General features: G+C 39.8%; 8 protein-coding genes. All 8 read right to left on the reverse strand.

Features of this window, described 5'->3' with window-relative positions; genetic code table 11:
- Positions 1-27: 27 nt before the first annotated feature.
- Positions 28-528, reverse strand: coding sequence for a DUF3472 domain-containing protein (locus PIECOFPK_RS10495; RefSeq protein WP_409965826.1), 501 nt, complete (start codon positions 526-528; stop codon positions 28-30).
- Positions 485-1,351, reverse strand: coding sequence for a DUF3472 domain-containing protein (locus PIECOFPK_RS10500; protein WP_409965827.1), 867 nt, complete (start codon positions 1,349-1,351; stop codon positions 485-487). The genes PIECOFPK_RS10495 and PIECOFPK_RS10500 overlap by 44 nt, the downstream gene beginning before the upstream one ends.
- 113 nt (positions 1,352-1,464) lie before the next feature.
- The gene (locus PIECOFPK_RS10505; RefSeq protein WP_409965828.1) at positions 1,465-4,830 is read right to left on the reverse strand and encodes a glycosyl hydrolase; all 3,366 of its coding nucleotides are present in this window, start codon (positions 4,828-4,830) and stop codon (positions 1,465-1,467) included.
- A gap of 80 nt (positions 4,831-4,910) precedes the next feature.
- Positions 4,911-6,920 (reverse strand): glycoside hydrolase family 127 protein, encoded by a 2,010-nt coding sequence (locus PIECOFPK_RS10510; protein ID WP_409965829.1) that lies wholly within the window; start codon positions 6,918-6,920, stop codon positions 4,911-4,913.
- A 34-nt stretch (positions 6,921-6,954) separates the two neighbouring features.
- The gene (locus tag PIECOFPK_RS10515) at positions 6,955-9,126 is read right to left on the reverse strand and encodes an alpha-L-rhamnosidase C-terminal domain-containing protein (RefSeq protein ID WP_409965830.1); all 2,172 of its coding nucleotides are present in this window, start codon (positions 9,124-9,126) and stop codon (positions 6,955-6,957) included.
- A gap of 1 nt (position 9,127) precedes the next feature.
- Positions 9,128-10,702, reverse strand: coding sequence for a sodium:solute symporter family transporter (locus PIECOFPK_RS10520; RefSeq protein WP_409965831.1), 1,575 nt, complete (start codon positions 10,700-10,702; stop codon positions 9,128-9,130).
- 59 nt (positions 10,703-10,761) lie between these two features.
- A complete protein-coding gene (locus PIECOFPK_RS10525; protein WP_409965832.1) occupies positions 10,762-11,847 on the reverse strand; it encodes a Gfo/Idh/MocA family protein in 1,086 nt (361 codons plus the stop codon).
- A 26-nt stretch (positions 11,848-11,873) separates the two neighbouring features.
- On the reverse strand, positions 11,874-14,402 hold the full coding sequence (locus PIECOFPK_RS10530) for an L-rhamnose mutarotase (RefSeq protein ID WP_409965833.1): 2,529 nt from the start codon (positions 14,400-14,402) through the stop codon (positions 11,874-11,876).
- Positions 14,403-14,513: the final 111 nt, after the last annotated feature.

The raw sequence follows: 14,513 nt of genomic DNA on the forward strand, positions 1-14,513 counted from the left end.
TTAACTTAACCTAGAATCGCCACACAGCTATGGAAGTTCATCAAAATTGATTGAAGGAGGGCTTCCCTTTATAGGTCGTTTAAAACGTGATTGATAGGGAGTATAATGATTGAAAAAACCACAATTCCGTAGAAAGAACTGATTTTTCAATACACCTCCTGCATAATCCATGCGATAGCCTTTCGCTGCAGTATTGTCATAAGTAAAAACAGCCTCATTAAGCTCATGCCATTTATTATTAGCATCACAAATCCACTGATTACCGAACAACACCTGACGTTCCTGGTCTCCCTGCTCTGGAATAAAGTTTTCCAAAAACGAATGCAAGCGCCTCAAATAGGTATCAGTATAAGGGCGCTTAAAAGAAGCAATCAGTTTCCAGCTATTGGTTTCGGGTATAAAAAAATATGCAGTGTAAATAGTATTATTATTGCCATCAGGTTCTCCTTTCAGTAAGAATCGATAAGTAGTTCCTGCTTTCCAATTATAGCGCCAGAAACTCTGCCCCCCCCGATCCTTCGTTTCCAAATTCACCTGTATATACACCCTCCCCTTTCTTCAGCATAATAATACGCTGATCTTCGGGTATACTTTTAGGATCATCGGTATTGTATGGACTCCAGACAGAAAACAATACACGTCTTTCTGTTGGAGAATTAACCTGTATACCAAAATACCCTTCTCCAAAGCCATTCGCCATAAAATAAGACCCCAGTTTGTCTTCACCCTCTGGTACTGTTATTTCATTATAAAACCATTTTGCTTTTATTTCTGAATAAAACGGATAGGACAAGTGCACAGAAGGTCCTCTTCTCCCCCAGTAAAAAAAGTTGCCCTCATTATTGAGAACATAATTTACTCGTGAAGTAATAACAGTCCCTCCTATTTCATAATGCGACACATCCGCAAAAATGTTGCTTGTTTTAGAAAGGCCTTTCAATGTTATCTTAACATAGCCAGTATCCTTGATTTCCCAAGTACCTATCGAATAGAGACGAAAAACATTTCCATCTACTGTTATATCTCTCGGCACATTATTAATAATAACCCTCAAAGAACTCCTACCTTCAGTTTTTGCACTAATTTTTAGATGCAGTTTCCCCGGAGTGCTCACCCTGAAATAAGTATCGAATTGCGTACTAGCATCAGTCCAATTAACAATACCGGTATTCGAAATTACTCTGGAACGCGGTTGAATAGGTTTGCTCCATGTATTTCCTCCTATAGGAATAATTAGTGAAGAATCTTTTATAGGTCTACTAGCTACTAGAGCAATGTGATGATGCACAAAAGAAGATGCGAGGACTGTGCAAAGAATTACTATAAATATTAAAGAGCAGGTTCTTTTCATGGCTAATTTTTAGATTATCCAATTCAGGAAACTTAAAAATAATGAAGAACCTCTTAGAAATGTCACCAAAAATAAATATGCGCAATCGATTGAATAGATTGGGAAATATGGAATTATTGCTCTATTCTAATCCGTCCCGATATGCCTGCTTTCTGCAGAGACTTTCCTTTCAATAACTCTAAATTAGCTGAAGTCCAAGTGATACGCTTTTTTTCAGGCAAGCTAATATCGTATAAAAGACGGTTCAACCAAGTATTAGTCACTGTGATCTCAATATTATTTATCCCCTTTCGGATAGCATCCGAGATATCCAATCGGTATGGCGCTGTCCATAAAGTACCACAGTATTTGCCATTAATAGAAACGGATGCGATATTAAAAACACTATCAATAATAAGATAAATAGGGCTATCTTTATTCACATCAGATAATGAGAATTGTCTTTTATATATAGCAGATCCTGAATAATATTTTATACGAGGATCATTTTTTTCATTCCACAATTGCAATACAGGAAAATCAACAACTTCTGTAGGTCCACCCATCTGCTGATCAAACTGCACTGACCAGTTACTTGATATATCATCAAGCAATGAACTAGTCTGCAAAAACTGATTCTTTGTAGACAATACTTTTGTCTTCTTTCTAAATATAATGAATACAGATTGATGTGTATCCAAGGGAAGTACAATAATGGTTCTACCATTTACAACCCTCCAATCGGACACCGGGGTAATGGAACCCGTTACAGGATCCGCAATCTCAGGAGTATATCCCTTAACTCTGAAGGATAATGTAAATTGAACAGGTTTGCTCTCCTGATTGGAAACAAAATAAATATGTTCATTATTAGTCTTCCTATGAGTCCAAGCAATTTTTTCTTTATTGCCTGTAGCATCCAAATCCCGCTCTACTCCTATCCTTGCAAATGTTTCTTCCATATAAGGTATGTCAATTATATTGCGACTACGCAACAATGCTTTCCATATCTTTTGCAACTCTTCGCTGTTATCTTTAAAACCTATAGGCTCCTTATGTCCTTTATCAATAAGAATAATAGCACCAGCTCTTGACAATTCTAACAATTTTCTTGCAATATGCAAGGACATTAGATGACTATTAGGATTCATTAGCAATTTTCCGGGGAAAACCAAAATAGCATACTCAGCACCAGACTCAAATACCACTTTTTTATTTTTAACTTTAGCGCCCAATAATGCATCAGGATTAAAACAATCATACTTATACCCTCGCAGGGCATCTGTCCAATCTTCCGGATCGGCCATATTAGCCGAATGCTTTACCCCATCAGGAATGGTACGGAGTGGCTGATCTTTATTTTCCAAACGTTTTTGCTCCGATAGCAAGCGTTCCTTACCAAATATTCCAGGCAGCGTGTTCACTAATCGATCAGGCAAAATGGATCTTCGAGGCACTTCCTCTCCTGTAAAAACAGCAATATCAGCAACGGGTTTCCCATACTGAAGCATAGCGGAAACTCTGGTCATATAATCAATCCATGCCCTACTTTGCTTAAACCAAGTCTGATCGCGTTGATAAAAAAGACCGATATTACTGAGTGTCATACCAGGCTTACGATCCAGCCATGGATTATGTGTCGTTACATGCAACACCATTCTATTAATTCCCATAGCAAAATTGCGGTCCCCAACAACCTTTATATTACCGGGATGCTCCGTCCAGGCCATTCTTAAATTAGTAAAAGCCTCTGCCTGCACTATATTCTTTCCATAAATATGCGCTGCACTGATGGCATCCAACATATCATTAGGCTTGTCATGTGTAGGACTATGTAGCCAAAATTCCCCGGTAGGATAATCCACTGTTTTAAAATGTAGTAAACCGTCGCTCACCATGGTAGGAGACACGTTTTCGGCCATAAACTCACAATCTTTTTCAGCAGACAGTTTCCGAAGCGTTTTATAAAAAATATCATTCACTAATTCTGCAATTGTTTCCCTCACATCATGTAGTATCCTTTCGGAAGTGGCGGCATCCTCTATTGGGGTACCCGTCATCACTAATAGATAAGGTAAAAGATCGTATCCTCTGCGTGCTTTAAATTCGGAGAGAAAGTTTTTACTCCAATTCTGACTCCCAGCCTCCCAGCTATCGATATAAAATATTTTAAGCACTTCTCTGGCAAGTCCGGGATCGGTCATTTCAAACACTTTACCAAACCAATTATCAAAATGAAGTTTAATGGCCTCCGCATCAAATTTATCACATTCCAGACCTTTTGCTGCGCCGCCCGTTGCATTAGTATGCCCTGTAGAGGTATGGCCTATTCGCGTAATAATCCAGTTCGCATCATATGGTGGCGTCCAATGCAGCTGTCCGTCTTCATCCATCTTGTCTGTAATATTGATAATCCTGTCGAAAGGTATGGCATCTTCTTTGCGTACGCACAACTCATCTGTATTTGTTGCCACACGCCACACACTTCCATTCTTTGCTTCAATCTGATTAATTACCGGCTCATCACTCAAATAGATACCTTTTACCTTCAGTGAAGGTTTCCACTTAGCAGCATCCAAATCCTCAGCGCCCGGCTCCGAACCATCCTTACTCCACAGAAAACGAAAATACATTGCCGTTGTAGCGGGTATAGAAAAAGTATAGTCTTCATCGCTGTCCTGCCAGCCGTGCCTTGGCGGTTGTAATTTAATTATCGTGTCAAACTCGATTCCATTATAACCTGCCAATACCGTCAACCTTAGGGCCTGATAATTATTACCTCCAGTACGTATTTTCAGCGATCGTATCGTAAACGGTGAAGGATATTTATATTGAATCCAACAAGCAGTATCACTTTTAAAAGATTTGGTGTCATCTATCGGAAAAGCAAGGTAAGAAGCTCTTTCTCCTGTACTGGTGATAACAGTAGGTACCAGTACCGTATCACTAAATGCCTGCGCACAATTCGCTGGATAGGCAAATACTGCGACATCCTTATAAAAATTTTCGTTAGCCTTAGGTTGTTCTAATACGATAGGATCGTGTAAAGGTGCTTTTACATATGTTTTTGTCCACACCAGTTTTTGCATGGATTGCTCGGGCTTGATCCAAGGGCCACCAGCCAACGCAAATCCATCACTCATGTGCAGAGACATCTTCATGCCTAGACGTTTGCACTCTCTTAAGGCATGATTAATCATTTCCCACCATTGAGGAGATAATTGACGGGCAGGATGGGGATACGGAATCCGGGATACCGTATCATAAATACAAGCCAGATATACACCACCAATACCGTTATTACGTAACCCTTCGAGATCGGCGGTTATACCCTCTTTTGATACGGCGCCGTGCATCCAATACCAAAGCACCCAGGGTTTAGCTGACTCTGGAGGATTTCTAAATATTGCATCGATTGACGCCCCACTTTGTTGGCCATTTGCTACACGTAATCCCAGTGCTACTAAAACAGCAAGCAAAATTTTAAACCCAATATTCATCAGCAATCATTAAATCAGCGCTAAAGATATTCTTTTTAGCATAAGCATGCAATTTACAACTATCAAATTATAAAATTCCACTATCTAAATATTGGCATCCAGACGGACATATCGGATAGTCCTCTGTTGGCCCATGTAAAGTATGGGATCAGTTTAATCTGTGCGGTGTCCACTGTTTTTGGCACTTCATTATACAATCTACCTTCCCAATGATCAGCTTTCAATACCGGCAATTGAGCCTCCAATGCCATAATGCGAGTGTTAGCAATATAAGTGGGAACAGGTTTAAGATTGGCATCCACAGGCATCATAACATTAAATACGGAGTGCTCGGAGGCATCTGGTGATTCTATGCAATACACGATGGGGCCTCGTTTCACTGCTACTTGATTACGAGTTTCCTCTACGAGCGGATGCGATGCCAATAATGTTACCGGCATATCCAATTCAAGGGCGATTTTATCTCCCTGCTTCCATTTTTTATTCAATGCAAAATATTGCCCGCCTTTTACTACTTCTTCTTTACCATCCCAATAAATACGCGCATTTTCACACCAGTTGGGAATTCTTAGATAAACATTAAAACTTTTATCAGGAGTTTTTGTAAACACGATATTTACGTTTCCATCCCAGGGATAATCAGTCTGTTGTTTTAGTGAAACTTTACTTCCATCAGCAAGTGTAATATCAGCATTATTACTACTATAAATATTAATATAAAACCCCTCCCGGCTTACACTATACATATACTCGCCTACTTCGGCTAATGTGCGTACTAAATTTGGGGGACAGCAATTAGAAATATGAATATATGGCACACGACCTCCCGACCATCTTAGAATATACGGGAAAGTTTTATTATGTGCTAAAGGATTGGTATAAAAATATCCTGTGCCATCAAGGCTCACACCACTCAACACACTATTATACAAAGCAAGTTCAACAATATTCATATATCGCTCTTCTCCCGACAATAAAAACATGCGATAGTTCCATAATACATTCCCTATATTAGCGCAGGTCTCATTATGTGCTGTGAGATTAGGGAGTTGATAGTCGCGGCCATAGGCCTGATGCACACGCTGCACCGTGTCTGGATTGTAGGATATACCATCAACTGACACCCCATCGTACAAAGCCCCACAACCTCCCGTTACATACATCTTAGTATGGACAATATTATTCCAAAGACGGTCTAAAGTTGTTTTCAAGGTTTCATCGCCATTTTCCGCATACAGATCTGCCACACCTGCCATCAGATAATTAGCTCGCACAGCATGCCCTACGATACGCTGCATCTCTCTAAATGGTGCACGGTCACTATTATCATCCGTGCCGTCAGTAGTTCCTCTGATATCAATTAGCTTTTGTAGTAAACTCAGATATTTTGAGTACTGAGTAGTACGATATAGCTCAGCTAATCCCATATAATGTGAAGGGCAGATAGCATTTCGAGCTTGCTCCGGTGTGGCCTTATCATAAAACTCAATCAAAAAATCCGCAGCTTTAACAGCAATGTTTAGCAAAGATTTTTTTCCTGTCGCTCTATAATGCACACAGGCGGCTGTCATTAGATGTCCGAAATTATAAGCTTCGAAACTGAGCCTGTCATCAAACATCTTCACTACACCCGAAGTTTTCTGTTCGATAATATTCTTAGTATATATGTACCCATCGGGCCGTTGAGCTTTTTCAATAACAGCAATAGCTTCATCCATCCACTTATCCAATTGCTCATTCTTAGTTACTGCATAAGCTGCTGCCAACGCCTCTAGCGTTTTGTAAAAATCGCCATCATGAAAAGACGGTCCTCTAAAAGCGCCTTTTTCGAGCCCTGCAGCAATCTTAAAATTTTGAAAGGCGTAACAAACTGTATCGCTCGTATATATATTCCATATTGAAGGAATCATTACTTTATTTAAAATCTCAAAACGATCACGCCAAAAACCTTCTGTAAATTTTATATTACTCCAACCAGCCCCCCAAAGCTTTGCATACGGGCTCCTGTGTGTATTAACTAATGCATCTTGAGCATTCAAATTCCAAATACTCACTATGCTTATTAATATAGTAAGAACAAATTTCTTCATACCCTATTATTATTTTTAGCAATCCCTTGCACACTTAGAATGCTTGATAAGTGATTTGATACCGCTTGTTACTTTCTATTTTCAGCTCATACAAATTATCCCCTCTTTTTACAAAAATGCCATCCTTGCACTTAGGAGGAATTTTACTTTTCAATATCAACTTACCAATACCTACAGGTGATAATACTTGCAACTTTGTAGTACTGCAGTAAACCTCAATATTACCATTAGGCGTCGGTACTTTTCCCTCCATCCACTTTAATCCGCCTAATGCAGGCTCGATGGTATATGTTGCATACCCAGGCGACGTAGGCTTCACACCTAAATAATATTTTCCCAATAAATATAGAGGACTCGCTCCCCATGCATGACACAGACTTTTACCATACTTTCTGCCATACATAGCGTAATGATCTGCTCCGCTTTTTTGAGGATTATATTCTTCCCAGAATGAAGTGGCTCCCAACTTTAACATCCCACCCCAGTAGGATTTCATTTCCTGTGTCACATAGCTTTGTTCGCCTAAAGCACATAGCGCTTCCAACTCATAAAACCTCATATAAGGAGTGGTAATCGGAGGTACACGCTTATTCAACAATACAGAATCTTTAACGAAGGACTTCTGCTCATCAGACAAATAATCAAAGAAGATTGCAAACATATTTGCATACCGTGTCACATGATGAGTAGGGCTCCCCTTGACAAAGCTATGCACAAATGCCTTTTTTTGTTGGCTCCAATAAATATCAAAAAGCTTGTTACGCACATCTCCGGCAAGCTTAGCGTATTGCTGTGCATCTTCTTGCTGTCCTACTATATCGGCAACTAAAGCCATCGTTTCTAGACTACGTGCAAATAACAATTGTTCAAAGCTCACAGCACCTTCCTTGCTCAAACCTTCGGCCCAATCAATAAAAACCCAGTCGCCGGGCAAGCCTTCCAGCAAACCATCTTTATTTCTTCTGCCCAATACAAAATGCATCAAAGATTTCATCCGATCGTAATTGTTACGCACAAAGCTTACATCTCCACTATATAGATAGTAATCATAGATACTCAAGAACCAATAGAGTGTATAATCCATTATAGTATTAATATGGCTGGTAATGGGATCTTTACCACGTAATGCCAGTATGGTACGTTTTACTGTTTCATTATCATTGGTGAGGTAGTAATTCATTAAGTAGCTTTGGTACGCATCACCACTCCAAATCCATCTATCTCTTTTAATACCATCTATAAAAAACTCACGCGTGCTTAAGTGAAATGTATATTTAGCAACCTCATAAATCTGATTAATTTCTTCATCATTGCATCTAAAAGATCCTTTATCTTCCAGATCGGCATATTCATAAAGCATGGAAACTTTCTCAAAATGCACATCCGGGTCCGTGAAGATATTAACATATCGAAAAGCTTTGGACAATTCGAATACAAAATCCCCCTCCTTTTGATCTATATATACCTTATCAAATGTCTCCGTGTGTGCTGTATCCAAAGCTTCTTCACGGCTTTCTCCGTAGTACACTGTAATTTTACCTTTCCCTTTCAGTTTATGCAACTTGATAAAGCCAAATGTCTCCTTGCCGAAATCCACCAATGTACCAGCACCGACAGCTGTCATACTAACGGCATCTTGAGGGCGTACCGGTAATTTAAATTGAGAAGGCAATTGTTCAGGTGTGTTAAAATTCCAATATCCTGCATTTACCCATTTAGTGGTAGATATATCCGATGTTTTGCCTGTTTCATCTATCCACTCCTTATCTTCATATGTCAGTAACCAAGAGCTATCGCTTTTAATCGTTTTTCCTCGGACAAAAATAGCCGGTACCGATTTTTGATTAAAGACTTTAATATTGATCTTGTGTCGTCCTGCCGGCACAAAAATTTTCTGCGGATATCCTTCAAAAGCTTTTCCATCCAGCTTTACATTGTACTGTCCTTCAACATAAATTTCGACTTCTTCATCTGCAGACACATCAAATACCTTGTGAAAATCCACTAAAGGATAATGGTTATCAATTTTCCAGAATACGGGGAAAAACGTTCCGCGCTCTGTACGACGATTCTGCATTTCATTGGACAACCATATCTCATAGTCGCCCGGATACCAGATCCAAGTTTGAGCAGACAGGTTGTTACCCAAGCATAGGGCGGAACAAATAAAACATGCAATTCTTAACAAACAATTCATTCTTCTCATACTAATGAAATATTATATATAGTACAATCATTGCAATCACTAGCGCCGTCCATGCACTCTTAACACGTAAAGTAGTAACGGGTATTTCTTCCTCTATAACTGTAGCCTTTTGTGGAGTAGGGTCTGCAATAGAAATCACCACAGCCAAAATCAGCAACAATAAAAAGATTAAAAAAGATAAAAACAGATAATGGGGCCAAAAGGAATAACTATTTGCCGGAAACACCCATAAATACAATACCCCGATAAATAAACTGATAATAGAGCCCCATATCAAGGTAAAATTCACAGCTCGTCGTGTAAGCGGTTTCCAAAACACTGCCAACAAAAACACTACTGCTAATGAAGGTGCGATAAACCCAAGCACAGCCTGAAATACATCGAAAAGGTTTAATCCTTTAATACTATCAATAGCTATAGCCATAAGAATGGCAAAAAAACAACCTGCAACAACAGTCATTCTGCCGACTTTGATGAGCTGCTGATTATCGGCATTGGGACGAATCTTTTTAGCATAGATATCGGTAGTGAAAACCGTACTTAAAGCATTCAAAGAAGATCCAATCGTTCCTACTAACACTGCAATCAGCACCACTATTACCAACCCGTTCATACCTGGAGGGAATAAATTCGTAACAAGCGTCATATAGGCTTCGTCTGGACTACTCAGATTAGGATATAACACATAACAAACCACACCCGGAATGATAAACAATGGCAAGGACAATATTTTTAACCATCCTATAAAATTCACTCCCAACTGTCCTTGTTCAAGATTACGCGCACCTAACACCGACTGCACCATCGCCTGATCCGTACAGAAGAATGCAATAGCTGAAACTGGATAACCCAACAAAATAGCATACCAAGGATAAGCCTGGTCTGAAGCGGGTCTTATCATACTCCAGTATTCATCCGGTGTTTGTTGTATCAATGCCCTTACCCCTCCTACTTTATGAATACCCATTACACAGAGCAGCAGGGATACGCCAATTAGCAAAATCATCTGAAACACATTTACCTTGGCAATAGCTTTCAGTCCACCTGCAAATGCAAATAATCCAGCAAACAACACCAACACAATTACTGATTGCCACATGGGGATTCCCAATATTTGTCGTACAAGAAAACCGCCTGCAAATAGTCCCAACGACAACCAGGATATAAGAATTTTCACCAATGCGTACCAAGCCAGAATATTGCGAGTGCCCTCACCATACCGTTGTCCCATAAATTCTGGCATGGTGGTTACTTTACTGGCAATATAACGAGGCGCAAATACCACCGCCAACAAAAGCAAAAACACGAAGGCATACCATTCAAAATTACCGGCCACTATGCCTGTAGCATAGCCAATACTGGCAAATGCCAGTAACATTGAAGGGCCTACATTGGTTCCCCACATATTGAACCCCACATTGTACCAGTTAAGAGATTTTCCAGCCAAAAACAGGGTTTCATCTTTTTGCTTCTTCCCTCCAAAACTGGCTTTATATCCTATAAATAATAGTATTACTAGGTAAGTAATTACTATGACATAGTCAATCGTTTGAAGCTTGGATAGAATTGTATTCACGTTAATGCTTCTTTTAAATAATAATTACATGGCGATTTTGAAAAACGCTGCATAGAATGTTACAACCCGACGAGTTGCAAATCCAAACCATACCGCTCTAATATTGCTTTTATTTTTATGGGAGTTCCTTGTTTAAGACTTTCATCCATGGCTTGCAGCAGTGCTACTGTTCCAATTCCTTCTGATATATCGGGATAGGCGGTAAATTCCTGCTCAATCGAATCAACGAAATATTCAAGGTAATTTTGATATTCGCCCGCATGATGACTTTGCCCTTCAAAACGGTAATAGTATTTTAAGGCATTATCACCCCAGGTAATTATTTTTTCCTCTCCGCTCCGGTCAGTAATTGCATAACGCAACTCATGGTAATCGGCTTGACTAGCCCCTTCCGTACCTCGCAAAACAGTACTCATACCACTTTCGCGGTAAGGAGGCTGAATAGGAGATGTATATACGCCGCTCACACGAGCAATTCTTCCATCAGTTGCCTTAAAAATAAAATGCATAGTATCCTCATGCTTCAGACCAGCTTTTTTACCATTAGCGCTGATCATTCCATACCCCATCACCTCTTCTATATTAGGCAAGTACCATCTGACAAAATCTACCGGATGACTTAATCCACCATATAGCCACTTAAAAGCCTCTTCCAAAGCCCAATTCTTTTCTAAAAACCATCGATGATCGGCGTGATAATGACTTTCTACTGTAATAAGTTCGCCAATTTCACCATTTTCAAAATCTTTACGCTGACGCATTGCGGGCTCAAAAAAACGAGAGCTTTGTCCTACAAAAATCTTTTTACCCGTTTGCTTTTGCAATTCCAATAAGGGTTTTGCATCTTTTAAGTTATCAATAAATGGCTTAGTGCATACAACATGCTTGCCATGCTTTAATGCCATACTGATATGCTCAGCATGCAAATGATCAGGCGTATAGATGGCAATGATGTCAATATCCGCATCCTTTAGCATATCTTCATACTGCGTCGTGTAACGGTCAAAATCAAACTCCTTACAACGCAGCTTGCAAAGATTCTCATTGACATCACACACCATTTTCAAATGCAATTTCTTGCTCTGTAGAGCTGCACTCATTGTACTCCTACCCTCTCCCAGTCCTAATATTCCAATAGTTAACATTGCAATAAATATTTAAATACGTTCAATTACTTATTAAGCTTTTTGAAAAACTTCCACACTTCTTTATCCTTTGCGCCTTCTATACTCTCCTGATACTGCGCCATAATTTGGTTCCATTCTACTACCCGAGGATTATTCTCAATTGTTTTGGGATTTAGTTCATTCAAGTTTTTTCCCTTTGGGATGCTGATAACCAACATCAGCTGCCGATCTCTTGTAAAGCAAAGCAGCTGCTCAAATTGAGCATTACAGAAGCCCTTTGCGATTTCGGGCCATTCATCAAACTGCACATCATGATAATGGAAATATTCCTGCTGCTTATCTGCATCTTCCACAAGATTTGCGGTGAGGATTATATGTTCCTTTTCCTTATCAGAGAAAACTTCTTCACCACAATTACTTCTATCAAAATGATAATAAAGATGATAATACGCCCGTATAGTTAGTTGAGGAAACTCTTTTTTCAATTTACCTTCAAAGACCGATAAGTCCTGTATCCTATCAAAGATGACATATCTATTCTTCCATCGATAGATACTATTGGGATTAACATTATTTTGCTTTAAGAAGGCTTTAAGTCTATCCTCATCTAATTTACTTTTTCTATCAACTATTATCTCCACTAATTCTTCATGCTCCTTATTAATAGGCTGGTTTACAGTATGAGCAGTTTTTTCTTTCAATAAATAATGATACTGCGGTTCGAGGCCTGCTAGCTGTTTCACCCGCGCATCCACCTCTGGTCCGTTGTGCTGCCATTGGTTGCCGGGGCCATTATTATTTTGAAGATACTTATGAGAAGGAGTCCAGTTATTTTTAATAGTTATATACGCAGAACCTTCATCAGTATACAAATAAAACCAATGAGAGGGCAAATGGGCGTAGGGGGCTTTAAATACGCTATCAATATAATTTTCACTAATAAGCGTACCGGGTTGTGCACTTAAGGTATAAATACCCGCGCAGTCATAATTCTGTTTCCCAAAATGATGAATACGATTAGCGATAATTCTGTTATCCTTCATCACATTGGGCTGAGGGCTCCATCCCCAGCCTAAACTAATACCCGAATAGTTTACATTCTCAATTTCATTATGTTTAACAGTGGTATTACGCACGTAACCCAAGCCGATGCCCACAGCACCCCAATCCTCATTTGTAGCATCGGTAATTAGATTATTGGCAATTACTATGGAGTCAGTAAATATTCTTTCGTCCTGTGGATTATAAGGCAGATGTATCTCCATACCATCCTCGGCAAACATACCTGCTAATATTGCAGTACCACCGATGTCCTTAAAAAGGCTGCCTTTAATGCTACTATGTTTAACACCTTGTATAAAGTCCAGACCCGTGGATGCTACATGCTGAACTGTACAGGTTTCAAAAGAAATATCATGTGCAAAAGAAACCTCGATAGCTGCCGCAGGACGTACAATCCATGCCTGATTTTCCAACGAAGCCTTCTCCCTAGTACCGGCAGGTCTTAGTTTATAAGCATCCGTCATTGGCATGCCCGCCTGATGCGGAACATGGCCCATTAATGAAGGACGATTCCATGCTACATATTTGAAATGAATACCTTTAAAATAAATATGCTGTACGACAGCATCGGCAGTGCCGGATATTTTTATTAGTTGCTCTTGCACCGGCACAACCACCATAGCCTGGCCGAGATCTTCGCCCTCCCGAGGCCAATAATAAAGTTTTCCAGATGAGTGGTCTGCAAACCATTCTCCCGGTTCATCTAAAAACGAAATGGCATTGCTAAGATAAAAAGCCGAGTTGCCTGTTTCTTTCGATAACCAGGGTGCCGGCCAAGGATGCTCGCTCTGTATACGACTTTCTGGCTGTCTGAAACTCAAGCGTGCGCTATCCCCCAACCGCTGCATATTATTAATGCGCAGAATCGCTATTTCCCACCATTGATGAATGAACATTTCGGCGCCTTTTACTTCTGTAAATGAAGAAGGAGGTGCCGGAATCAAACAGGTTTCATCTTTTTTATCCCAAGTGAGGATACGCTGCATCTCCATGCCGTTAGGCCATCTGGCCCTTACCGCTTTTTTTCCATTCACCCATAATTGACGCACTGGAGGTAGACCATATAATGCATCTGGCAAATCTGCCACCCATACATGGGGCATAGCACTTTTAGACAAACCTTGTACAGGATACTCTAGTTTTTTCCATCCACTTACTATAGCTCCTCCGCTAATAACGACTTCCCCTGAGCCGTCAGTTTGAATGATTGTGGGACTATGTGGTGTTCCGGAATCTTCTGGTCTTATAAATACAGGCTCCTGTAAATAATAGGTACCCGGCCGAAAAATAATATGAATAGGTTGTGTAAGTGCCGCTCCATTCAGACGACGTATCTCTCTTACTTGACGTAAAGCAGCCGCAAGTGAAGCTTTAGGCCGATGTAAAGTTCCTGAATCAGCATCATTCCCATTAGGAGCCACATATACATCCACAGTCTGGGCTATAACAGAAGTAATTAGCCCGACAATAGAAAAGATAAAAAACAGAACATATTGCAACAATCGTTTCACCAGCTAGGATTTACCCGTAAATTTACCGAAGGGCTATTTTTCCTGCATGGTGGTTTTTATTGTTGTGATGTAAAATCTTACTACTTGCTTGCAATATGTCCTGTATAAAAA

The organism is Chitinophagaceae bacterium C216 (assembly GCA_028485475.2).
In the GTDB taxonomy this organism is placed as follows: domain Bacteria; phylum Bacteroidota; class Bacteroidia; order Chitinophagales; family Chitinophagaceae; genus Niabella; species Niabella composti.

Excerpts from the sequence above, each read along its gene's own strand:
- PIECOFPK_RS10515 (WP_409965830.1), bottom strand. The coding sequence starts at position 9,126 with ATGAGAAGAATGAATTGTTTGTTAAGAATTGCATGTTTTATTTGTTCC.
- PIECOFPK_RS10500 (WP_409965827.1), bottom strand. The coding sequence starts at position 1,351 with ATGAAAAGAACCTGCTCTTTAATATTTATAGTAATTCTTTGCACAGTC.
- PIECOFPK_RS10525 (WP_409965832.1), bottom strand. The coding sequence starts at position 11,847 with ATGTTAACTATTGGAATATTAGGACTGGGAGAGGGTAGGAGTACAATG.
- PIECOFPK_RS10510 (WP_409965829.1), bottom strand. The coding sequence starts at position 6,920 with ATGAAGAAATTTGTTCTTACTATATTAATAAGCATAGTGAGTATTTGG.
- PIECOFPK_RS10505 (WP_409965828.1), bottom strand. The coding sequence starts at position 4,830 with ATGAATATTGGGTTTAAAATTTTGCTTGCTGTTTTAGTAGCACTGGGA.